This is a genomic window from Mucilaginibacter sp. (assembly GCF_039925265.1).
Lineage (GTDB): Bacteria > Bacteroidota > Bacteroidia > Sphingobacteriales > Sphingobacteriaceae > Mucilaginibacter.
In genome coordinates, this window is record NZ_JBDSZG010000005.1 from 37,146 (window position 1) to 61,680 (window position 24,535).

11 protein-coding genes are annotated in these 24,535 nt (G+C 46.4%); 7 read left to right on the forward strand and 4 right to left on the reverse strand.

What is annotated here, in order from left to right:
* Window positions 1-120 precede the first annotated feature (120 nt).
* The 3 genes from ABIX36_RS00910 to ABIX36_RS00920 all read left to right on the forward strand — a co-directional run bounded on the left by ABIX36_RS00910 (window position 121) and on the right by ABIX36_RS00920 (window position 6,355).
* Window positions 121-3,378, forward strand: coding sequence for a VCBS repeat-containing protein (locus ABIX36_RS00910; protein WP_348080286.1), 3,258 nt, complete (start codon window positions 121-123; stop codon window positions 3,376-3,378).
* Window positions 3,378-4,715 (forward strand): vanadium-dependent haloperoxidase, encoded by a 1,338-nt coding sequence (locus tag ABIX36_RS00915; protein ID WP_348080287.1) that lies wholly within the window; start codon window positions 3,378-3,380, stop codon window positions 4,713-4,715. The genes ABIX36_RS00910 and ABIX36_RS00915 overlap by 1 nt, the downstream gene beginning before the upstream one ends.
* A gap of 80 nt (window positions 4,716-4,795) precedes the next feature.
* Window positions 4,796-6,355 (forward strand): VCBS repeat-containing protein, encoded by a 1,560-nt coding sequence (locus ABIX36_RS00920; protein ID WP_348080288.1) that lies wholly within the window; start codon window positions 4,796-4,798, stop codon window positions 6,353-6,355.
* Between the two features lie 49 nt (window positions 6,356-6,404).
* Here the strand turns inward: ABIX36_RS00920 and ABIX36_RS00925 are convergent, their stop codons facing one another.
* Window positions 6,405-9,074, reverse strand: coding sequence for a glycoside hydrolase family 2 TIM barrel-domain containing protein (locus ABIX36_RS00925; protein WP_348080289.1), 2,670 nt, complete (start codon window positions 9,072-9,074; stop codon window positions 6,405-6,407).
* 438 nt (window positions 9,075-9,512) lie between these two features.
* Here ABIX36_RS00925 and ABIX36_RS00930 point away from each other — a divergent pair, with 438 nt between their 5' ends.
* From ABIX36_RS00930 to ABIX36_RS00945, 4 genes are all read left to right on the forward strand, one after another.
* The gene (locus ABIX36_RS00930; protein ID WP_348080290.1) at window positions 9,513-10,628 is read left to right on the forward strand and encodes a FecR family protein; all 1,116 of its coding nucleotides are present in this window, start codon (window positions 9,513-9,515) and stop codon (window positions 10,626-10,628) included.
* Between the two features lie 157 nt (window positions 10,629-10,785).
* Window positions 10,786-12,948, forward strand: a complete 2,163-nt coding sequence (locus tag ABIX36_RS00935) for a glycoside hydrolase family 3 N-terminal domain-containing protein (RefSeq protein WP_348080291.1) — start codon at window positions 10,786-10,788, stop codon at window positions 12,946-12,948.
* Between the two features lie 386 nt (window positions 12,949-13,334).
* A complete protein-coding gene (locus ABIX36_RS00940) occupies window positions 13,335-16,775 on the forward strand; it encodes a SusC/RagA family TonB-linked outer membrane protein (RefSeq protein ID WP_348080292.1) in 3,441 nt (1,146 codons plus the stop codon).
* A 7-nt stretch (window positions 16,776-16,782) separates the two neighbouring features.
* On the forward strand, window positions 16,783-18,282 hold the full coding sequence (locus ABIX36_RS00945; RefSeq protein WP_348080293.1) for a SusD/RagB family nutrient-binding outer membrane lipoprotein: 1,500 nt from the start codon (window positions 16,783-16,785) through the stop codon (window positions 18,280-18,282).
* A 14-nt stretch (window positions 18,283-18,296) separates the two neighbouring features.
* On the opposite strand, the gene ABIX36_RS00950 is transcribed toward ABIX36_RS00945, so the two are convergent.
* The 3 genes from ABIX36_RS00950 to ABIX36_RS00960 form a co-directional block, all read right to left on the reverse strand.
* Complete coding sequence (locus ABIX36_RS00950) at window positions 18,297-19,370, reverse strand: sialidase family protein (protein WP_348080294.1); 1,074 nt, start codon at window positions 19,368-19,370, stop codon at window positions 18,297-18,299.
* 32 nt (window positions 19,371-19,402) lie between these two features.
* A complete protein-coding gene (locus ABIX36_RS00955; RefSeq protein WP_348080295.1) occupies window positions 19,403-21,073 on the reverse strand; it encodes a hypothetical protein in 1,671 nt (556 codons plus the stop codon).
* 88 nt (window positions 21,074-21,161) lie between these two features.
* Entirely contained in the window at window positions 21,162-24,410 is a 3,249-nt protein-coding gene (locus tag ABIX36_RS00960) for a glycosyl hydrolase (RefSeq protein WP_348080296.1), read from the reverse strand.
* Window positions 24,411-24,535 lie beyond the last annotated feature (125 nt).

The following is a 24,535-nucleotide window of genomic DNA, read 5'->3' on the forward strand; positions in this document are numbered from 1 at the left end:
AATATAAAGCTATACCTTCAATAGCAATCGCTATTTTTATATTTCCCGTAATTAATCAATAATCCCCCTCATTAAATGCGTTACTGTTTCTTCAGTGTTATTAAAAAAAGCTTCGGATCGATGCTTTTAGCGCTATCTGTACTGGGTGCCACCACAAATGCCGGGGCTCAGCAAACGCTTTTTAATTTACTACCCCCCGCGCAAACCGGCATCACTTTTAGAAACGACCTTAAGGAAGATGAACGCCTCAACGTACTCTCCTACGAATACTTATACAATGGCGGCGGAGTTGCTGTTGGCGATATTAATAACGATGGCTTGCAGGACGTGTTTTTCACCAGCAACATGGGGCAAAACAAGCTGTACCTTAACCTGGGTAATTTAAAATTTAAAGATATTACCAGCGAAGTTGCATCTGGCCTCGCCGGCCGGGCCGGTGGCTGGAAAACCGGCGCAACCATGGCTGATGTAAATGGCGATGGCTTGTTGGATATTTACATATGCTACTCCGGCTTAGGCGAGAGCGAGATACGCCGTAACCAACTATTCATCAACAAAGGCAAAAACAAGTTTGTAGAAAAGGCCAAAGAGTACGGGCTGGACGACCCCGGCTACAGCACCCAGGCGGCATTTTTCGATTACAATAACGATGGCAAACTGGATATGTTCCTGCTGAACCATAACGTTAAAAAGATAAATAACATTGAACTGGCGCAAGCCAAAAACCAAACCGACGAACTGGCAAGCAATAAACTGTTTGAAAACCAGGGCGGGCATTTTGTTGATGTTTCTAAAAAAGCAGGCATCATACAAAACCCATTAACCTTTGGTCTGGGCGTTGCCCTTGCCGATATTAACAAGGATGGACTGACCGATATTTACGTAACCAACGACTATAACGAACCCGATTATATTTACATCAATAAGGGTGACGGCACTTTCACAGAGCAATCGCAAAAGATGCTGAGGCACCTCTCGCAATTTTCAATGGGGGTTGATATTGCCGACATCAATAACGACGGCCTGCCGGATATCCTGACCCTTGATATGCTTCCGCCCGATAACCGGAGGCAAAAACTGCTGCAACTGCAAGAAAATTATGAAACCTTTGAGCTGATGCTTAACCAGGGTTTATACAAACAGTATATGCGCAATATGCTACAGCTCAATAACGGCGATGGCACTTTTAGCGAAATAGGGCAGCTGGCCGGCCTCTCTAATACCGACTGGAGCTGGTGCCCGCTTATTGCCGATTTTGATAACGATGGGTACAAAGATGTATTCATTTCCAACGGCTACCTGCGCGATTATACCAACAAAGATTTTCTTCGCTACTGGGGCGATTATAAAATGAAAAAAGCAATGGATAGGGAACCTACCCTGCTGATGGACCTGGTGCAGGCCATGCCATCAACCACCCTATCCAATTACATATTTAAAAATAACCACAACCTTACCTTTACCGATAAAAAGCAGGATTGGGGCATCAATAACCCGGGAATTTCCAGCGGCTCGGCCTATGCCGATCTGGATAACGATGGCGACCTGGATATTATCACCAACAATATCAATAATGTTGCTTCCATCTTCAGAAACACCAGTCGCGACGCGGCGGCAACAAATTACATAGCCATAAACCTGGGTACCGCGAACGGCAAGATAATTGCCACGGGCGCAAAAGTGTATGTTTATACCGGCAAGGCCGTGCAGTACCAGGAACTAAACGCCAATCGCGGCTACCTTTCCTGTGTATCAACCGTATTAAACTTTGGCTTGGGCGATGTGCAAACAATAGATTCGGTAAAGGTGATATGGCCGGGTAATAACACACGGGTGCTTACTAACATAAAAGCAAATCAAAAGCTCAATTTGGTTTATGGCGATGCCGGTAAAAAAGAAGACGTTTCGGCTTCAGTTTCTCAAAAACAGTCGTTCAGCATAGTAAAAGCTCCTATCGCCTACACCAACACCGCTAACACCATTAATGATTTTAAACGCCAGCCGTTGATGCTGTTCATGGCATCTAAAACAGGGCCGGTAATAGCCAAAGCCGATTTAAACAAGGACGGGCTGGAAGATGTATTTATTGGCGACGGAACCGCCGGTAAAGTATACCTGCAAACTAAAAGCGGAGCATGGATGGTAAAAGAAATAGCCGACCTGAATGCCGAGAACACTTCCGCCGCGGCTTTTTTTGATGCCAATGGTGACGGTTTCCCCGATCTATATATAGCCAAAGGCGGCTATGCTTTGCTGGAGCCAGGCTCAACCGAATTACAGGATAAACTTTATTTGAACGATGGTAAAGGTAATTTCACCTTCAGCAGCGCGGCTTTACCTGTATTAAATGCCAGTAGTAAATCCTGCGTGCGCCCATGCGATTATGACAACGACGGTAAAATAGATCTGTTTATTGGCGGTCGCATTGTCCCCGGCCAGTACCCCGTTACACCACGCAGCTATTTGCTTAACAATAACGGGGATGGCACCTTTACTACCATACCCGCTCCCTTTAACAAGGCAGGCATGGTTACTGATGCCCAATGGGCAGACCTTAACGGCGATGGCCGCCAGGACATGGTGCTCTCAGGTGAGCTGATGCCAATAGCGGTTTATATCAACACAAAGACGGGCTTTGAAGACAAAACCGCCGACTACTTTGCTAACCCCGAAAGCGGTTTTTGGAACACTATCAGCCTGGCTGATGTTGACGGCGATGGCAAACTGGATATAATTGCAGGTAACCTGGGTACAAACACGCAGATCCATGCCAGCGAAACGCAGCCGGCCGAAATGTACTTTGCCGATTTTGACAACAACGGTTCGATAGATCCTTTCCTGAATTTTTATGTGCAGGGCGTAAGCTATCCCTTTGTAAGCCGGGATGAGCTGAACGACCAGATCTTCCCGATGCGACGTAAGTTCAGATCGTACAAGGATTATTGCGACGCCACCATGAAACAACTATTTACGCCCGAAGAATTGGCAAAAGCGACAAAACTAACGGCAGCTAATGTTGAAACTACGTTGTTTTTAAACCGGGGCGGGAAGTTTGCAAAAGCCGAAATACCTGTTGAGGCTCAATTTTCGAGCGTATCGCAAATATTGACAAGCGATTTTAATCACGATGGTAAAACCGACTTGCTGTTGTTTGGTAACCATACCGATAACCGCCTTAAACTGGGCAGCTTTGATGCCAACTACGGCTGCTTGCTAACAGGCGATGGTAAAGGAGGCTTTGTATATCAAACCCAGGTTACATCGGGGTTGTGTACCGATGGTGATGTAAAATCGGCTTCAGAAATAAAAATAAATGGGACCAAGTATTTAATGCTCGGCGTATCTAACCAGCCTTTACAATTTTACCAGGAAAACTAATGATCAAAAAAATACTCTTTTTTGCCGCTGCTCTATTAATATGCCGCCCTGCCGTTGCACAACCGGCGAAAGCCACGGTGCCCGTGTATCTGGCACTGGATAAGGCTATTAATTCGGTATCGGCGGTGATGATCCACGATGTGGTTAACCCGCCGGCCGCCGCCCGCTACTATAATTATTTTATGCTGGGTGCTTACAACCTGGTATCCCTGAACAACAAAGACATCGTACCACTTGGCAACTTTATCAAAAGCTACAAACTGGACAACGCCATCAGCATAGCACCCGGAAAATACGATTACCGCATAGCTTCGGTGTACTGCATTTTAGAAACCGGCAAGCAAATGCTACCCTCGGGTTTTATGTTGCAGGACGATGAGGACAAATACATCGATTTGCTGAAAAAAAACAACATCAGCGACGAGGTTATCAAATCATCAGTTGCAGCGGCTGTTGAAATGACCGCAAAGGTACTTGGTTTTACCCGCAGCGATAACTACAACCGTTTAAGCGGCAAACTGCGTTACACGCCCCTAAAAGGGGGCAAAAATTGGTACCCTACCCCACCCATGTATATGGAAGCTGTAGAGCCCAACTGGAAAACCGTACGGCCGATGATGATCGACTCGTCAAGGCAATTTATCCCGGCAAGACCTGCCGCTTTTAGTACCGATAGCACCAGCGAGTTTTACAAACAAGCATACGAAGTGTATAAGATATCGCATCACCCATCCACTGAGCAGGTTAACATAGCTTCTTTTTGGGATTGCAACCCCTTTGCGGTTACCACCTCGGGGCATATGGCAATTGGCTTTAAAAAGATAAGCCCGGGCGGCCATTGGATGAATATTGTTGGCATCGTAACAAAAAAAGCCGACCTCAGCTTCGATGCCTCGGTACAGGTACTGGCGCTGGAAGGCATTACCCTAATGGATGCCTTCATCAGCTGCTGGGATGAGAAATACCGCAGCAACGGCATCCGCCCCGAAACTTATATCAACCGCTATATTGATATTAAGTGGGCACCGCTTTTACAAACCCCACCATTCCCCGAATACCCAAGCGGGCACGCCGTACTTTCCAACGCTTCGGCAACCGTATTATCATACCTCTTAGGCGATCATTTTGAGTATACCGATGATTCTGAGATCCCTTATGGTGTGGGGCCGCGGAGCTTTAAATCGTTCATCCAGGCAGCCGAAGAGGCTTCGGTTTCGCGGTTTTATGGCGGCATCCACTTTAAAGATGCCATTGAGAACGGCAATAAACAGGGCCGCGATGTTGGGGCCGATATTGTTAAAAAACTAAAGGCCGCTAAGGTGCTCCCGTTGAAGTAATTATTCGTAATATATTTATTACAAGGCATCCGCAGCCCCTATAAAAGCGTAGTTATATATGTATATAACTATGTGCGTTTATGGGATGGAGAGGATTTATTTTAGCGGCATGTTTTTCAATCACCCTGCTGGTCAGCCTCAATTCCTTCACCGTAAAAACTATTAAAAGCAGGCCCGCTGATAACGGGCGCTTGTTGTTTGAAAGGTACTGCGGCCTCTGCCACATGCAGCCCGATCCTCAAAGCCTTACCAAAGAGATCTGGAAAAACCATGTGCTGCCCATTATGGCCAGCCGCATGGGCATCATCTACCCAAATTACGACCCCTTGCGGGGATTATCTGAGGAGGAACGGGCGGTGGTAAAAAAGAATAACATCATCCCCGATGAACCCATCATATCAAAAGAAGACTGGGATAAGCTGGAGAGCTACATTTTAAGCGCCGCGCCTGATAGCATCCCCTACGACGAGAAACGGATCACCCGTAACAAACCGCTTACCAAATTTATCCGCAAGAATATCCAGATAGATGAGCAAACACCCTCGCTGATCACCGGCCTCGAATACAACAACGCGACAAAAACGCTGTGGATAGGCAATGGCTATAAAAAGATCATCAATTGGCAGTACGATAAAGGCATCACCAAAACCTATGATGTTGGCGGTACAGTGGTCGACTTTAATTTTTACCAAAACCAAACCTACCTTACCGAAATTGGCAAACTGTACCCCACCGAATTAAGCACCGGCAGTTATACCCGGTTAAATAATGATATAGAAGTGCCCCTTCTAAGCAGTCTCCACCGCCCGGTACATACCGAAATTGACGACCTCAATGGCGACGGCATCGCAGAAATTGTGGTATGTAATTTTGGCAACAAAACCGGTTCGTTATCGCTCTTCAAAAAAAGCAAAACGGGTGGAACGTACAAGGAAGAAGTACTGCTGCCCATGCCCGGAGCTATTATGTGTTACGTAAAAGACATGGATGGCGACGGCAAAAAAGATATTATCGCCTTATTTTCGCAGGGCGACGAAAGCGTTTATATCTTCTACCAAAAGGAGAATCTCAAATTTAAAGGTAAACGCGTCCTCCGGTTCCCGCCCAATTATGGCACTACCGATATGGCGCTGACCGACTATAATCACGATGGCCTAACCGATATTATTACGGTACACGGAGACAATGCCGATTACTCCAACATCCTGAAATCCTATCACGGCATCAGGTTAAACATCAACCAGGGAAGCGATGTTTTTAAGGAGAAATTCTTTTACCCCATCTATGGCGTTACCAAAGTACTGGCCGAAGATTTTGACAACGATGGCGATATTGACCTCGCGGCCTCCGCTTTCTTCCCCAATTTTGGGAGGCTGATAAACGAGTCATTCATCTATCTTGAGAATAAGGAGAGTAAAATTTATAGTTTTGAATCGTACACCATTGACGGCGGGCTGCCCATCAAATCGCTTACCATCGAAAAGGCGGACGTTGACAGCGATGGCGACATGGATATTATCTTAGGCAATTTTGCCCAAACACCCGGGGCAGTCCCCCAATACTTCGATGAGCACTGGAAGAGCGCGCAATATGGCCTTATCCTACTGGAGAATCAGCTGCATCAGCCTAAAAAACAATAGCGGTTTTGACCTTTTATTTTGCTCCGTTAGGAATAAGCTCGAAGCTTACTTAGTTACTAACGGCAATAAATTTCTCCGCCATGTTCCAGCCGTTGATGCTTACCATTGGTGCAGGCGCATTTTTTACCGGCGTGTAATCTATCATCACCTTCTTTACTTCGCCCGGTAAAACCGACACATAATTATCACTGTAGAAAGCCGGCAATAACCGCTCTTTGGTACCCGCATCCACTACCGATAAACGGTTAAAGAATGCCAGCGGAGCTTTGTTACTGTTGGATAAAATCACTTCTATTTTACCGTTTTTTAAAGCCTTTGCGCTTACCGCAAGTTGGGCCTTATCCATTTTTTGCAAGCCGGAGTATTCACCTTTTTCGTTGGGTACCCAATAAATATTTTGGCTTAACGGCGTTTTATCCTCCGCTAAAAGTTCCAGCACTACAAAGGTGCCATCATCCTTAGCAGCAGCGTCGATATTTTTTTTGATAGATAGGTAGCGTTTGGTAGTAGCTGCTGTTACATCCACAAAAACCTGCGTGATCAGGGTCTCCTTACCCGCCATATCGTACATTTTGGCAACCAGCATCATATTGGTTTTGGGGCTGAAAGTGTTATTGGCCACCATCACCATACCATCTGTTGGGTTGTACATTACATGCAGCGGGGCACTGCCGTTGTGCAGGCCGTAAAGGCAGGCGTTAGGGTCAAGGTAGTAATCGTACATCTGGCCGCGCATCGCGGTCCACGGGTTTTGGGTTTTCCAGATGATGGTACCCGTATACCAGTCCCACATGTGCGAGCTAAAACCCTCCATTAACGCGCGGTATTGGTCGTAATTTACCAGTTGGGCCTTATTGGCGAAATCTTCGGCATCCTTTGGTTTACCATACTTATCAATAAAACCATCGTAGCCTATGTATTTATGATATTCCCAAACCGGGTCCGTTTTTGTTTTACCGGTAGCCGGGTCGTAAACAGGTGCCACTAAGTTTTCCTTCGGGATAAATCTTTTCAATGATGTATAGTCGCTTACCCCTACCGAACCCACCTCAGAATTAAAAGGAAATGTTCTATCGTTCCAGAATACCGATAGCGGCTGTATGCCGTAAGGACCATCGCCGTTGCCGCCGTTCACATTGCGCGACATATTCTCCGAGTTAGAATACTCAATAAACCAGCGGGTATTATCCAGCGCGGGCATAATGGTATCGCGCAGCGCTTTGAGGATATCCTCGGGCGGGGTGATCTCGTTACCGCCGCACCACATCGCCAGCGATGGGTAGTTGCGGATCATTTTCACCTGGTCTTTAATGGATGCGAGGTACAGGTCGTGGTCGTCCGGGTATTTTCTGCGCGTCCACTGGTCTTCCAGTTTCATCGGATCCAGCCACCGGCCATTACAATCTCCCGATCCCCACATATCCTGGAAAACCAGCATTCCATATTTATCGCAGGCCTCGTAAAATTCAGGCCGTTCTATCAGCGCACCACCCCAAACCCTGATCAGGTTTAGGTTCATATCCCGGTGAAAGCGTACCTCGGCATCATAACGGGCATCGGTAAAGCGCATCATCTCGTCGGATATGATCCAGTTGCCGCCTTTTATAAATATCTTTTGGCCGTTAATGTTTACCTGGCGGCTTTCGGTACGTACATTCCATTCCGTGGTGAGTTGCCTTACCCCTACAGAAATATTCTGTTGATCGGAGACTTTGTTATCTGCCGCAACAAACTGCAATTTCAAATCATATAAATTTTGAGAACCGTATCCGTTAGGCCACCAAAGCTTAGGGTTAGGCAAAGTGTAATCATCCAATTTAACTTCCTGGGTAGAATTTGGCTTAAGCGTAACTTTCTTAAATACTTTTTTGCCGTCTAACAGGTATTGCAACGTCCCCCTAACAGGAAACGAGGTCGCATTTTCCAGCTCTGTACTTACTTTAATAATAGCTGGCTGCTGTGCTCCTTCGGGTTTACGGATGCCGGGCACCAGTGTAATTACATGCGGGTCCTTTATTTTTACCGCGCCGGTAGTTTGAATCGTTACCTTATCCCAGATCCCGGTGTTGCGGTCGCGAACGGGTTGGATCCAATCCCAGCCGGCAGTATATTGGATGCCTACATTTTTCGCTATAGTACCATCGCCACCCTGCCCGCCGTTGGCATTCCCCACCGCATCTGGCGGGTAAACGATCACCGCCAGCCTGTTATTGCCATTGGCAGCAAGCCATTTGGTAATATTGAACGAGCGGCGCATAAACATGCCCTTATTAAGCTGCGCGTTTAGCTTATTTCCGTTCAAAAACACATCAAAACTATAGTTCACTCCCCTAAAATTGAGGTAAACCTGGCTCTCTCTTGCCGGTACGGGCTGCTTGAAATCCTTTGCAAACCAATAGGTATAATAGTCGCGGCCGGTTTTGTAAATATCGGGGATCTGCTCGTTGTTCATCCCGTAAAATGGATCGGGCATTTGTTTATTGGCTACCAGACTGGTTAATACCGTCCCGGGCACGGCGGCCGGCATCCAGTTCGCAGTGTTGTATGCAGTATTTGAAATGGCCGCTCCCTGTTCTTTTACCTTGGCGATAGGGTTGCATTTCCATCCGGAATTTAATTCATAGCTATTTTGCGCATTGGACGCAGTTGTCACTAAAACCAGGTTTAATAACAACATTAAAATAAGCGCAGCTTTGTTAAGGGTAAAAAGTTTGATCATTTTTTTGAAGTATAATACGTGGACCTGAAAGTACCCGGGGTTTAGCAAGACGTTTTCCCGGGTGAGTTAACGATACCGCTTGTTACAAAAACCACCTTTGTACCCTATTGACAATGATTGCCCGATTATTGCCTACAGGCAAATTGAAATACTTTTTTAACATTTTTAGGTGCGTTTTTAAATTAAGTGTAACTTTTGTCTAAAAATCAACGTCTTATAACTAAATTGGCACTGTAAATGCCCGTTTTAAAATGTTTTAACTAAAAAAATATATTAAGGCCGGCCAATTAAACCTAAGTGTAATAAATTTAAAAAATAGTAGCAAATTATAGTGGTGGATAAACCCATGATTTTGGTTACGTACATTTTTTTAAAAAATTTGTAAGTGATTTCAATTGAAATGTTGTCCTAAGTAAAAAGTGCGGGTATTTATAAAAGATGGGCAACGATAAATTTATTGAACTGGTTTCAAAACACCTTACAAATGATATTACTCCGGCAGAAAGCGCCGAGCTCAAACATCTCATTAGTACCTTTCCCGCCTACAAGCAACAATTTGAAGACCTGGGCATGTACTGGGACCATACAGACAACGAGTACACCGATGACGCAATTGCTTTTCAGAAAATACAGGATAAAATAAAAAGGCTGGATGAAAAAGCCGAAAGCGAACCAAACGATGGGGCTATCATACTTCCGTTAACACCCGATCGTAAAAATAAAAATATATTTCGCCTTTGGCCTGTTGCGGCGGCGGCGTTAGTTTTAATAGCAGCAGGCGCTTATCTTTTAAATGCTTCGGTTTTTTCGGCAAATACAGGCGCAATATCTACCGTTGGCTGGCAACAAAAAACAACGTCGAAGGGTGCAAAATCAATCATCATCTTATCAGATGGTACCCGTATCACACTAAATTCGCAAAGTACCATTAAATACCCCGAAAATTTTAGCGGTGATACACGGGAAATTACTTTAACCGGCGAGGCTTATTTTGATGTAAAGAAAGATAAGGAACACCCCTTTATCATCCATACCGATAAAATGAACGTAAGGGTATTGGGCACCACATTTAACGTTAGATCGTACCCACAGGATACCGTTAGCGAAACCACCCTCATCACGGGAGTCATCGAAGTTACTTTAAACGACAGGCCATCTGACCGGATCATCCTGAAACCAAAGGAAAAACTTATTGTGAAGAATAATGGCTCCGGTGATGCGAAACAACTGCCTAACGCGGGTAATGCAGGCAACACACCGGGAGCGCAGTATGTACTTACTTCATTAAACTACATCGGCGGGAAAGATAGTTCCGTATTAGAAACCTCCTGGATAAATAACCGCTTCTCGTTTGAGAACGACAGCTTTGCTGTACTCGCCGAAAAGATGGAGCGGTGGTATGGCGTAGATATCCAGTTTAAAAATGATAAGGCTAAGCAATACAATTTTAGCGGTGTTTTTGAAAACGATACCATAGTACAGGCCTTGAATGCACTGCGCGATATCGAAAAATTCGACTACAAGATCTCGGGATCGACAATTTATATCTATTGATCAGACACAGGTTTCTCCGGAAACATGTCGAAACACCTGCATAAGTTTCTAAACAGCGCGAATTATAACATTGGAATCGTAGCCCACCGCTTATGTTTTCACATATCAATAGGGCAAACCACAATACACCCAAACCGGCAAATTTTACTTTTATTAAATGAAATTATCTAAGTCCTTTTTACTTGCAGTTACAGCGATCGTATTGGTGGCCAATACCACACATGCACAGCAGGCACCTGCGTATTTAAACCCAAAGCTAAAAGATGAGGAACGTGTAAAAGATCTTTTAGGCAGGCTAACCCTTACAGAGAAAGCCATGCTGTTAGGCTACCGCAATCAGCCGGTGGAGCGGCTTAACATCCCGGCTTATAACTGGTGGAACGAAGGGCTGCATGGTGTGGCGCGCGCTGGCGAATCAACCGTTTTTCCGCAGGCAATAGCTATGGCGGCAACTTTTAACCCGCAATTGGTAAAGCAAATAGGAGATGTAATTTCAACCGAAGCGCGGGCCAAGTACAACCTGGCCGTTGCCAATAACAACCATGGGCAGTATGTAGGGCTAACCTACTGGTCGCCAAATATCAATATCTTCCGCGATCCGCGCTGGGGCCGGGGCCAGGAAACCTACGGCGAAGATCCATTTTTAACCAGCCAGATAGGGTTAGCCTATGTAAATGGTATGCAAGGCGGCATTCCCGGCCAGTTTAAAATAGCGGCAACCGCAAAGCATTTTGTGGCACATAGCGGCCCCGAAAATACCCGCGATTACTTCAATTCGGTAGTAAGCGAGCAGGATCTGCGTAACACCTACCTGTATGCTTTTCATAAATTAGTTAACGGCGGCGTATCCAGCGTAATGACGGCGTATAACAGCGTTAACGGTGTCCCCAACTCGGTAAACAATGCTTTATTGCAAAATATCCTGCGGAAAGAATGGGGCTTTAAAGGCTACATAGTTACCGATTGCGGCGCGCTTGATGATGTTTACCTAACCCACAAATATCTAAAGACGCGTACCGAAACTGCTGCTGCAGGCATAAAGGCCGGGCTTAATTTAGATTGCTCCGGCGTATTACAATCTGATGTAGAAGAGGCCGTAAAGCAAAAGATGATCAGTACCAAAGATGTTGACCTGGCTTTAACGCCCGTGCTGCTAACACAAATAAAACTGGGTTTTTACAATGACCCAAAGCTTTCGCCCTACTATACTTTTGGTGCGGATAGCATTCACAACCAAGCCCACATCAGCCTTGCCCGTGCAGCCGCGCAGCAAAGCATGGTTTTGCTGGAGAACAAAAACAACGTACTGCCTTTAAAAAAGGAAGCCTACAAAAGCATCATGGTGTTAGGCCCTAACGCCGCATCGCTTGATGCGCTGGTGGGGAGTTACCACGGCATCAACGCCAATATGGTGAACTTTGTAGAAGGGGTCTCCGCAGCGGTAGATAAGGGCACCCGTGTAGAATATGATCTGGGTGCCGGCCAAACCGACACCACCCATTTTGGTGGCATTTGGGCAGCCGGCAATGCCGACCTGACCATTGCCGTAATTGGGCTCACCCCGCTTGATGAAGGCGAGGCCGGAGATGCCTTCCTTTCGGCAGCAGGCGGTGATAAAAAAACCTTAAGCTTACCGGCAAGCCATATCGCCTTCATGAAGGCTTTGCGCAAGGATGTTAAAAAACCTATCATTGCCGTAGTAACGGCGGGCAGCGATGTTGATATTGCAGCTATCGCGCCATATGCCGACGCTGTTATTTTAGCCTGGTATCCCGGCGAACAGGGAGGCAATGCACTTGCCGACCTCATATATGGTAAAGTAGTGCCATCAGGCAGGTTGCCCTTAACCTTCTACAATTCGGTAAATGATCTGCCAGCGTTTGGCGACTATAGTATGAAGGGCCGTACCTATCGTTATTACACCGGTAAAGTACAATACCCTTTTGGCTATGGCCTTAATTATACAACTTTTACTTACGAGGCAAAAAGCAAGGTAAAAGCCGAATATAAGCTGGGCGACACCATCGAGGTGGCCTGCAGCGTCAGCAACAGCGGAAAAGCGATGGGAATTGAAACCGCGCAGGCCTATATTGTTTACCCTACTAACGACAATTTACCTGTACAGGAATTAAAAGCGTTTGATAAACTCAGCCTTGAACCGGGAAAAAGTAAAACAGTTCTACTGAAGATCCCCGTAGCTGAATTGCAAAAATGGGATGCTGAAAGACATAAACTTAAATTATTCCCCGGAACTTACACACTTAAGGTTGGGCGTGATGCTGCCGACAAGGCTATTCTGCAACAATTCGTTATTAAATAGCGAATTGTTGCAATAAAACAAACCAGTTATTTGTATTGCTAAGATTATTGACCTATCTTAATTGGCTTTAAGAGGGGTGATATGTTATAGCTGTTTATGGGGATTTTTTGAGAAAAAACCGGGGACTCCTCCCCGGCTAATCAACCAATCAATTCTCTGATGAACGCAATTTAACCCTCTCATCAAATATTATACGTACGGAAGTTGCCCTCCGCTATAAGAACAATTTTACAGGCTTAATTGCCTACAACAAATCGAAAAAGAATTAAATAATTATACGCAGATTAATATCCATAACAACATTTGGCAAGCGGTTATTACCATAAATGTATATGCAATCCCCCGGGCGTAAAATTGCGAAAGCAAGCTATTGAAAGACCGTTGATATGAAACTGAAAATTCTTTTAATAGTTGTCATAAACACCCTGGCAATTCTGCCTGCGGTTGCTCAAAATAAAATCTCGCTGAATTTAAAGAACGCCGATTTTAAGAAAGTTTTAAAATCGATAGAAAAGCAAAGCGACTACCATTTTGTTTACAGCGAGAGTAAAATACCCGTCAACAAAAAAGTAACCATTAATGTTCAAAACGTGGAGGTTACCGGTGTTTTGGATGAGGTATTCGCCAACACCGGCTACACTTATAAAAAATTGGCCAACAACCTGATCGTTATCCTGCTTGCCGGCGAACAGATCAATACCGGCAAGGCCATAGGCCAGGTGGTAGATGAGAACGATAACCCTTTACCCGGAGCCAGCATCCAGATCAAAAAAACATCATTTACCACTATTACTGACAACAACGGCGACTTTACCATAGTTGCGCCGGATAATTCGGTACTGGTAGTTACCTATGTTGGTTACAACACGGTAGAGATCCCCTACGACGAAACGGCTATCCTAACCATCAGGATGTCGCCGAACGATAAGGCCCTTAACGAGGTTGTTGTTACTGCGCTTGGTTTAAACAAAGAAGAACGGCGGCTTGGTTACTCCATTACGCAATTAAGCGGCAACGAGGTATCGGAAACCCGCGAGACCACTTTTATCAATGCCCTTGCGGGTAAAGTTGCGGGGCTAACAGTACAGTCGCCACCCAACGGGCCGGGTGGCTCTTCCAGGATTATTCTCAGGGGGTACTCGTCGTTCTCAGGCTCAAACCAGCCACTCTACGTGGTAGATGGTGTGCCGATCAACAGCAGTACTAAAGAGAATACCGAAGAACCTTTAAAGGTGTTCGGCGGCAGCGATCCCGGTGATGGCTTATCCTCTATCAATCCGGACGATATCGAATCGATAAGTATCCTGAAAGGGGCCTCAGCTGCGGCGCTTTATGGTGGCGGGGCGCAAGGCGGGGTTATACTGATCAGTACAAAAAAAGGATTAAAAAGCCCGGGGGTAGGTATCGCTTTTAACAGCAATACCGTAATGGAAAAAATGATCCCCTACGATAGCTTTCAGTACGAATATGGCCGCGGGAACAATGGGAAGCTTTACACCGTCGCCGATAATATCAGCAACAGCAACTACTTAACCGGTCAGTCATGGGGTGTTAAATTCGCGGGCCAACAGGCCTTGGGTGCCGATGGCAAAGTTGAGCCATACGAACCCCAAACTATCCGGGAACGTTTTAATAAATTATACCAGAACGGCATCACCACAACCAATAGCCTCGCGTTCGCAAAAACCACCGATAACAATAGTTTTAGGATTTCGTTATCACAAACCAAAAACAATACACCTACGCCGGGTTCGGGTTATGAACGTTATAACGGCGTGCTGCGTTTTGTACAGGATTTTGGCAGCAAGATCCATACTGATTTTAAGGTAGATCTATCTAAAACGATGCGCACCAATGCCCCCTTGCTAAGAGGCGACGACAGGGGCTCGTTTTCCAAATACTTCATCCGATCGGACAATGTAACCGATATTGATTTTTTGAACCAGAAAGATACCAACGGCAATTACCTGTATGTATACACCAACCCGTATATACAGCTTCAGAAAGTGATCAATAATCAAACTCAAAACCGGGTTTTATCGGCAGCCAATATTACTTACGATATATCCAGCCATTTTCATTTTAACCTCATCGGCGGGTTGGATTATGTAGGTACCGATGGGCTTTTTGTCAATTTTCCAAACAATAAGAACGGAAACGGTACCATTAACAATTCAACCATTACCCAGCGCAGAAGTGATGTGCGGGCATTGTTGAATTACGACCGCACTTTTGCCGACTTTAGCGTAAGTGCGTTTGCTGGCACCGAGTTCCAGAAATCCACCTTTAGTTCGCTAAATATCACGGGTACAGGCCTTACCGGCCCTACCTCCACCAACTTAAATAATACCACCATCGGCCTGCCTGTGCAGGTATCTACGCCCCGCTCAAAAACCAACGCCATTTTTGGCGCAACGCAATTAGGTTACAAAAACTTCCTTTTTTTAGAGGTAACGGCCCGTAACGACTGGTATTCGGCACTGTCCTCTGTCCGCCCGGGCTTTGTAAACCACATTTTCTACCCATCGGCCAATTTGAGTTATATTTTTTCCGACGCGTTTAGGATAAACCCTAAAGTGCTTTCTTTTGGAAAATTGCGCCTATCTGTAGGCCAAACCGGGAGCAACCCCAACCCTAACCAAACCGACCTTAGTTTTAAATATACCGAAACGGTTAACAATATACCGGGGCAGCAAATAAGTAACACCTCGCTGCCACCTTCATCCTTAAAACCCGAAACCACTACCGAGACGGAAATAGGTACTGAGCTTAAATTTTTTAAGGATCTGTTTTATTTAGATGTGGCCTGGTACAATAAAAAATCGAAGAATTTTTTGTTGCCGGTAACCTTGCCAACTACCACCGGGTTTAACTCCACTTACCAAAATGCGGGCTCGATGATCAACCGGGGCCTGGAGATCATGCTAAACGGAACGGCTATAAAAACGAAGAATTTCTCGTGGAACATTATAGTTACTTATGCCCATAACAATAACAAAGTAACAACTTTAAGCGATGCCCTTGGCACCAACGGCGTTGCGTTTTACTATACCATAAAAGCCAAAGCCGGCTATCCACTGGGTTCGATTTTTGGGACGCCACTGCGCCGGGACGGGAACGGGAATTTGCTTTATAAAGCGGTAAGTATCGACGGCAGCAACGTAAAAGCAGCGGTTGTTATAGACAAAGGGGCGCTATCTTATGACGGGAATGGCAACCCTGTAAAAAATGCGGCGGGCGCATTGGTTGTTGATAATGAAACCTACCTGGGCAACGTAAATCCCGATTGGTCGGGCGGTATTACCAACACTTTCCGGTACAAAAATTTTAGGTTCAGTTTTTTAATAGACGGGCAATTTGGCGGAAAGATCTTTGAAGACGGGGCCAGGTGGGCCAACTTTTTCGGAAATTCAAGGGCCACCCTGCTGGGCCGCGATGGCACCTATATACCGCAAGGCATGGTAAACACCGGTACAGATGCGGCACCCGTTTACGTAAAAAACACCCTGCCATACAGCCCATATCAGCAATATAACTCATTTGCCTCTCTTGCCTATTATGCTGATGAGATGTCGGTATTCAGCCGTACGTTCATCAAGTTCAGGCAGATCTCGCTGGGCTACTCGTTTCCAAAAAAAATACTCAGCGCAACACCTGTCAAGAGCGCTACATTCTCGCTAATAGCACGTAATTTATTCTTTATCAGGAAAGACCTCCCTATATTCGACCCGGAATCTTCCGACAGTATTGGCAACGGTTATGGTTATGACACCGGCGGTTTGCCCGGCAGCCGCACCTTTGGTTTTAATTTAAGCGTAAGTTTTTAATATCGACATGAAGTATACACCGCCAAAATTACTCTTACTGCTGCTGATGGCCTTTGCGCCATTGGCTTGTACGAAGAATTTTGCCGAATACAACCTCAATCCAGATGGTGTTACCACGCCGCAACCTGCCTACATGTTTTCTGATGCGCTGGTGAAAACTTCCGGGCTTGACATGGAGCCGCGCACCAACTACTGCCACGCCTTTATGCAATATGGGTATTCCGATTTCTGGTCGGGCACAAGCTATACGTTGTCTGATGATATTGCCCGGCGTTACTGGAACAACTTTTACATCCCGGTACTGCAAAACCTGGAGTTTATCATGCCGCTGTTAAAAACAAATACCAGCATGGTTACTACCTATGCGGCAGCCCGTATCTGGCGTGTTTTCATCTATCAAAAACTAACCGACTACTACGGCGATATCCCTTACAGTCAGGCCGGAAAAGCGCTGGAGAGCGGAATTTTCACACCGGCATACGATAAGCAGCAAATGATTTATGCTGACCTCATCAGCGAATTGCGGGCATCTATTACCCTGCTGAGCAACAATGCGCCAGAGGCCGTGCAGGGTGATCAGTTTTATGCAGGCAGCACCGAACGCTGGAAAAAACTTGCCGCTTCTTTATTACTTAGAATGGGGATGCGCCTGATCAAGGTAGATGCAACGCAGGCGGAGACTCTGGTTAAAGAGGCGTACAACCATGGCGTAATGGCGTCAAACTCAGATATGCCGGTGCTGAAACACAATATCAACGCGCCAAACGGCTATGCGTTTAACCTTTCCGATCAGCACTTTTTTTTACACAAAACGCTGGTAGACCACATGCGGGCAAGCGGCGATCCAAGGCTAAAAATATATGGCGGGGTTTACGATAAAGAAGCTTTCCTTGGCGGAATTATCACTTCTTCAGACACCTCAAAATTCATAGGCTATAGTTTTAATGTAGCCGACCCTTTACCCAACACCCGTGTAAATTATGCTGTTTATCAGCCTAAGGATACTCCTTTTTTTGACTTTCAGTACGCGGAGGTGGAGTTTTTGCTGGCCGAAGCCGTCCTGAGGGGTTTTATTACCGGCGACGCTAACGCCCACTACCAGGCAGGTATTACCGCACACATGCAGTCTTTAGCTATGTTACCTACTGCCCCATCCATAAGTAACGCGCAGATCAGCGCCTACCTGGCCAAAAACCCGATGGTTGATGCAAAGGACCCAACAACAGAACGGTCGATAGAAATTATTAACACCGAATTTTGGGTGGCCGGTTTTATAGCAGATGCTGATGAGGTTTACGCCAACTGGCGCCGCACGGGTTATCCAAAGCTGATTCCCAACCCAAACACCGTAACCGGGAACAGCAACTCGCCGGGCGTTATCCCAAGGAAAGTGCCCTACCCGCAAATTGAGTTTACGCTGAACAATGCCAACATAACCAGCGCCCTTTCGGCATACGGCGGCATGAACGATTTTAATGAAAAAGCTCGGGTTTGGTGGGATAAGTAATTGTAACTTATTAGCTATACGCCTTCTTTGAGCACCACATGCTTTATGTTTTTACGATTGAAGGTGTACGTAATATGGATAAGTCCATCTTTTGTTTGAATGATGGCTGGGTAACTATACTCCTCTTTGGTGCCATCCTCTAAAACCGATATATCGTGCCAGGTTTTACCGTCGGCAGAGCAGGCAACACGCAGTTTACCACGCCCGTTGAACCAATCTTTACCGGGCACATCCGGGTTATAAACGATCAATTGCTTACCGCTTTTAAGCGTAACGGCATCCGTACCCGAATTTGGATTCAACAGCGTCGTCGCCGAAAGTGCGCTCCAGCTTTTCCCTTTATCATAGGACCATGCCTGCACCACCTTACCTTGCTTGCTGCGGCATAAGATCTGCAGACTGCCATTTTTGTATTTGAGGATACTCGGCTGGATCACATCAAATTTACCGGCGGTATCTACCTGTATAGCCGTCCAGGAATTACCCATATCTGTCGATCTCTCAATGTGTACCTTCCAGCGCCCGTTAGCTTCCTCAATGCTCGACGGAGATAAAATACTGCCATCGGCCAACTGAACAGGTTTATTTTTGATAGGCCCGAGGATCCCCTTCGGCAAGGCTTTGCCCGCAGACCAGGTTGCCCCATTGTCGGTTGATGTTTTTACCATCCCCCACCAGTCCCTTGGATTGGGGCCAACTTTATAAAAAAGAAACAGCTTACCTATTTTCGTTTGAAACAGCACCGGGTTCCACGACGGAAAACGGGTGGCGCTGTCTATTACACCATCGGCCACCATTTTTGGCTCCGTTTTTCCATTTGCGCCGCTAAGCGTCGTAAGCCATATCGAAACATCGGGCCTGCTTTCGGCGGAGCCGCCAAAACAGGCCATCAACAGTTCCCCTTTTTTTGTTTCAACAATTGTGGATGCATGGCACTGCTCAAAGGGTGGGTTGCTGAATACCAATTCCTCCTTTACCTTCTGCCAGGGCGTTTGCGCCCAAGTGCTGTTGAACACCGGCAGCAGCGCGCAAAGCATCAGATATTTCGGACTGATATAACCAGGGACCATGCTATTTCGTGCCATCATTTTAAACAAAGCCATTTCAGCTTCAAGAATAGCTAATATCCCTCAGAAAAATTCAACGTCAGGCTATTTGTTACCGGTTTTATTCGAAATATATTTTTACCTGTAAGCTTAGAAAACCTGCCATTGGGCGTATGAATGCGGTAGTCGAGCCCCTGGAACTTACAGCTGATATCAGAGTCGCCGATAGCCTGAAAAGGCAGATCTGCCTTCGCCGCTACATTAAGATCAAGGAACCACCCGCCTGCCGCTTTGCCTATAGTGCTTACAGTTAGTTTCTTTTCATCCAAATCTATCACCAGGGTACCCTTGCCTGATCTCAGCGGCCAGGCAATATGTAATTTACCGGGCGAGGGGTTAGTGACCTTTGGGTTACCGCCGGTTAAGGGTACAACCTCGCCGTTTTCCATAGTTTTAAAGCTTAAGCCGGCTATATCATCCGCAGTGCTCCACAAGTACCCATCTACAAACGGCAGGGTGTAAAAGGAGCAAACATTGGTTTCCACCTTTTTTGTTAGGTAAGCCGATGGCAGTTTTTCGTTAAACAGGTGGATATCCCTAAAACGCAAGGTGCCTTTTTCCCAAAGTAAATTGGTGCGGTAAAACCGGCTGTTGAACCACACGGTTTTACGGTCGCTGTTGCCGATATCCTCGTTAACGGTTACCGACGTGGCTGGCGTGGTTTTGTAATGCTTCCGGAACCACGTTCCCGATTCTACCAGCGTTTCTACCTTTACTTTTTTCTCGTCTCTCAACTTTGCTATCAGCGGCATTTGGATCTCAAAGCCTTTGGCCATGGCATCCCAGGTAAATGAGTTTTCCTGCCCGGCCTGGGTGTATCCAAATTCCATCGGTTCGCCCTCTACCAGCTGCTTAAAAAACCAGTTTACCCATTCGGCACTGCCGCCCGCTTTGGGATAAACGGGTTCGAGAGTGATTACGCCCTGCCAGGTGGTTCCAAAGCCGGTATCATACTGCCTCACCGGGTCGCTCCCCAGCATCCGGAAAATCGGCACCGGGGTCTGGTTCTTCTCGTTCTGCGCCGGCATGTAAGAGTTTACCTTGCTGGGATAGTAAGCCTGGTTCCAATAGCCACCCCAAAGGGTATAGCCGTCAGTACCGTACTGATCCTTGCAATTGCTGGATGCTACGATATGATATTTCTCGTACAAATAGTTTAATGTATGCTCATCTATAAACCAGGAGCCAACCGATTTTGGGTAATAACCGAAAATGCTTTTAAAATCCTGCATGTAAACATCAGCCAGCTTTTCTCTTTCTTCGGGTGTGTAGCCGGTAGAGAAACCAATGTTGGCGTGCCAGTCCCAGGGGTAGCGGCCGCGCCATTTTAAGCCGGCTTTCTCCACCATGGGCTGGGGGATCTCCCACCAGGCGCCAATTTCAAAACTATCCGCAGGCAGGCTTTTAAGCAGTTTTTGGTAACGGGTATCCATCAGTGCATCGTATTGCAGCAAAAATGTTCCGCGCAGCTGATACTTGTTCATAATCTCTACCTGTTTTACAACCGTTTGATACAACACATCCTCGGTTATTGCCTGGTCTCTCGGTTCCAGCAAACGGATAAAGTTTACAATATTCACTATCCGCGGTTTTACCTTTGGTTTGGGTGCGCCGGTGAACGACGAAAACAGAAGGAGAAACCCAATGCCTGCCGGTAAGCTTGCCGCAATTGTTTTTAATTTCATAGCATTTTTCAATTTGTTGCCTTTTTGATGATAGTGAAACAACAGGAAACCAATAACGTTATAACCATCTTTACTTTGTTCATTAGTGCTAATATTTTATAACCTCAATTTTAACAGGGCCCAATAACCCTGACGATTGCAAGCCACCCTTCGGATCGGGACCAAAAATTACAGATGTTGGCCGCGTACCGGCAGGCATCAGGCTATCGCCAACCAGCCTGTTCACCCAATTGTTCACTACCTTAATTTCGAGTTTATTTTCTCCCGGCTTAAGCGCTTTAGTAATATCAACCCGGTATGGCGGCGTCCATGCTCCACCCATTTCTACCCCGTTAACAAATACTTTGGCTATCGATTTGGCTAAACCTAAATCTATGATGTAATTGGCCCCTTTTTCCAACTTACCGGTTTTAAACGTAGTACGATAATAAGCCGTTCCCGAATAATATTTTATACTGTCGTTAGCGCTTCTGGCCCAATCCGTCAGTGTTTCGAATTTAACCGGTTGCGCCGGGCCGCGCATGCTTTTATCAAAGCTCACCATCCACGGTTGGGTAATGGTTATTGATCGCATTGGGTCGGGATAATTTGAGCGGTTTGATTTGTTTACCGACGCTGGTTTTCTAAAGATCACGAACGCGCTCTCCAAGGGTGCAAGCTGCATTGGCACCCGGGTTGTGTTTGCCGTTTGCTGATACGAAGGCAGGTCGCGTACACTTCCGCTTATCGCATCCCACAGTTCGGGACTTTTGCCCTTAACACGAAAGTCCGCATCAAATTTTACAGGCACATCCTTCTGATTCGATACAAAATAAAGCTCGCCTTCCTTCAGTTGCCTATGGATAAATAATACGTCGTCGCTTTTAACAGCTTTAAAGTCGGCACCAACCTTAAGTATGTTTAAAGCTTCCTGTAGGTCCATGCCGCTTATCACCATACCCTTGCCGTAATGGTTCAATTTGTTGGTTTTGCCATCGATATTTCCCCAAAGCTCGGCGGCCATGTCCTGAACTGATTTGTCGGATGCCGGGTAATCCTTTAAGCTGGGCGAGCGCAATGGCCTCGGCCCTAAAACAACCGCGCCCTGCCGTACCAGCTCTTTTATTTTCGCCAACAGTTCCGGCCGCATGGTCTCTAACTTTGGCAATACCAGTATGCTGTAACTAATGCCATTTGGCAGCATAAGCTTACCATTTTTTACAGAAAGCTTTTGTTTGATCACTTCGCCGTTAATATAATCGAAGGAGTAGCCCGTTGGCAATCCGGGATCTGTAACGCCTATCATTTTGGGTGCATCTTCGCCTATAAAGTAGGCTGCATCTGCCACGTACTGCCCCTGCTGCAGCATCATATTGCAGCGTTTTAAGTAACGCATCAATACATCCATATCAAAAAACCAGGTATTGAGCCTGTTAAATTCCACGCCAAACCAGGCGGTTAAACCGGGGGCAGTGTTTTCAACCGGCTGCTGAATAAATACATGTAGCAGGGTGTTGTTTATCCCCTCCGTAAAAAAGCGGTCACCACGTTTTTTGAACATCGCCGGGTAGCGTGCAAAAGGCGCCCCGGCTGCTGTGAACGACTCTGCCGAAACTTTTATCTTGCCATAAATATGCGCCGAAGATGAGGCCGCGCGGTTCTCTATATCACCAAGATCGCCCTCGCTCCAAAATTCGCCGCCTATCTCATCAGATTGCCCGCCGTATTGCAAAAACTCGCCGGGGTAGCCCCAGTGCCCGTAATTTTCCAGCCAGGTAGTTAAGCCATTTTTATGGCTGATCTCGCGCAAGCCGCCCACATATTTATAGGACACGTCGTCGGCTATCAGCCTTCTCAGGTCCCACAAAAACCTGTCGGACATGTCCTGGCTGCCCACAACTTTGCCCTGCAACGTGGGCAGGTAGGGTATCGGGTTGTAATGATATGCCTGCTTAAATTCATCCGCGAGGTGATCCGTCCAGTTTTGGCTGCCGGTTTCGTAACTATCTTGTACTACCACCTTCCAGGTTTTGCGATCTGCTGCCGGGATACGTTTTAAGATCTGTCCCATAAACGCGTTAAAGTGATCCGCCACATGCTCTTTGCTCATCTTATCTACCTCCAGGCCGCGGCCTTCGGGTGGTGCGGGGGCGTTTGTAACCTTGGTGGGCGTCATACCCGTGCGCTCAATGATCCAGTTGCCTGCCGGCACTTTCCAATTAAGGGTTCCGTCGGCGGCCATTGCGGATGATATATCCTGCACTTTTACCGGGTCGATGGCATAGCTGGATGTTTCGTTAGGTTGCGGCGCCCACTGGTAAGCCGTCCAGAAAGGATGCGGCGTTGGCCACATTTTAGCCAGCGACTTCTCCATGTAATTCTCCACCATCGGCACCGCAGACAATTTTAATTCCGTGAGCCCGGAATTGGAAGTAACTTTTGTAAACACCACCCGGAAACTTGTTGATGTGGTAGCGGGTATAGAAATATTGGCCGGGCCATAAGGCTTAAAGCCGGTATTCAGCTCGGGGTTTGTACGATCTATGGAAAAGTGCTTTACGGTTACGTAATCCACATTTACTTTAGCCTGGATATCCCCTTCTAAGTAAACCGGCTTCCTGGCGGTATTTACTACTACACTGCGCACTGTGTACGGGCTTTGCGTATTCACTTCAACAGAAAATTGCTGTCCGTTCTTTAAACTTACGCCTGATGCATCATTCCCATCAAACAAGTTAGCCAATGAATCTACGGCTGGAACTGATGAAAATTTCGGCTTCAAGGTGCAGATATCTGCTGTGTAATTATCCGCTACCGGGTAGGCTATCACTTTTACATCCTGAAAATTCTCCAGGGGTTTTACTAATTTCTGCTTGAACAATAACGGCCCTTTAATCATCACCTGCGACGATGTTAAATAACGCATGGCCTGTTGCGGTTTCACCCACGGCCCGCCGGATTGGCTCCAGCCGGGGCTGTTGAAGATGCCTATCTCTATATTTAACCTGGTGGCTGTTTTAAGCGCGGTGTGCATAATATCCCACCACTCGTCAGAAAGCATGTTCACTTTTCCGTAGGGCACCTCGTCCAAACCAATGTTGCCGATAAAAGCCCGGTTGATGCCTACCTTTTTCATGGCCTCCAGATCCTTCACAACACCTTCCTTAGAAATATTCCCGGAGATCCAATACCAGTAAACACTGGTTTGTACCGAATCGGGAATGGTGATAAACCCGGTTTCGATAGCTTTGAAATTAGACGAATGATACGGAGCAGCAACGGGCGCTTTTTGGCCTTTTGATTGGGTTGCAGCCAAACAAAAGGGCAGCAAGTAAAAGCATATGTGTTTTAACGACATTTAAGTTTATTATTTAAACCGGGCGAAATGGGGTTAATTGGCAATTAACGTGGCTAAGCTACCTAACGGCAACTTGATAACTGTTATGCACTGTATTGGCAGGTGGGCGTACGGAGGGCAAAAAA

What these genes read in the sequence shown, in the direction of transcription:
- ABIX36_RS00925 (WP_348080289.1), bottom strand. Translation starts at nt 9,074, where the DNA reads ATGATCAAACTTTTTACCCTTAACAAAGCTGCGCTTATTTTAATGTTG.
- ABIX36_RS00935 (WP_348080291.1), top strand. Translation starts at nt 10,786, where the DNA reads ATGAAATTATCTAAGTCCTTTTTACTTGCAGTTACAGCGATCGTATTG.
- ABIX36_RS00920 (WP_348080288.1), top strand. Translation starts at nt 4,796, where the DNA reads ATGGGATGGAGAGGATTTATTTTAGCGGCATGTTTTTCAATCACCCTG.
- ABIX36_RS00955 (WP_348080295.1), bottom strand. Translation starts at nt 21,073, where the DNA reads ATGAAATTAAAAACAATTGCGGCAAGCTTACCGGCAGGCATTGGGTTT.
- ABIX36_RS00930 (WP_348080290.1), top strand. Translation starts at nt 9,513, where the DNA reads ATGGGCAACGATAAATTTATTGAACTGGTTTCAAAACACCTTACAAAT.
- ABIX36_RS00940 (WP_348080292.1), top strand. Translation starts at nt 13,335, where the DNA reads ATGAAACTGAAAATTCTTTTAATAGTTGTCATAAACACCCTGGCAATT.
- ABIX36_RS00950 (WP_348080294.1), bottom strand. Translation starts at nt 19,370, where the DNA reads ATGATGGCACGAAATAGCATGGTCCCTGGTTATATCAGTCCGAAATAT.
- ABIX36_RS00915 (WP_348080287.1), top strand. Translation starts at nt 3,378, where the DNA reads ATGATCAAAAAAATACTCTTTTTTGCCGCTGCTCTATTAATATGCCGC.
- ABIX36_RS00945 (WP_348080293.1), top strand. Translation starts at nt 16,783, where the DNA reads ATGAAGTATACACCGCCAAAATTACTCTTACTGCTGCTGATGGCCTTT.
- ABIX36_RS00960 (WP_348080296.1), bottom strand. Translation starts at nt 24,410, where the DNA reads ATGTCGTTAAAACACATATGCTTTTACTTGCTGCCCTTTTGTTTGGCT.
- ABIX36_RS00910 (WP_348080286.1), top strand. Translation starts at nt 121, where the DNA reads ATGCTTTTAGCGCTATCTGTACTGGGTGCCACCACAAATGCCGGGGCT.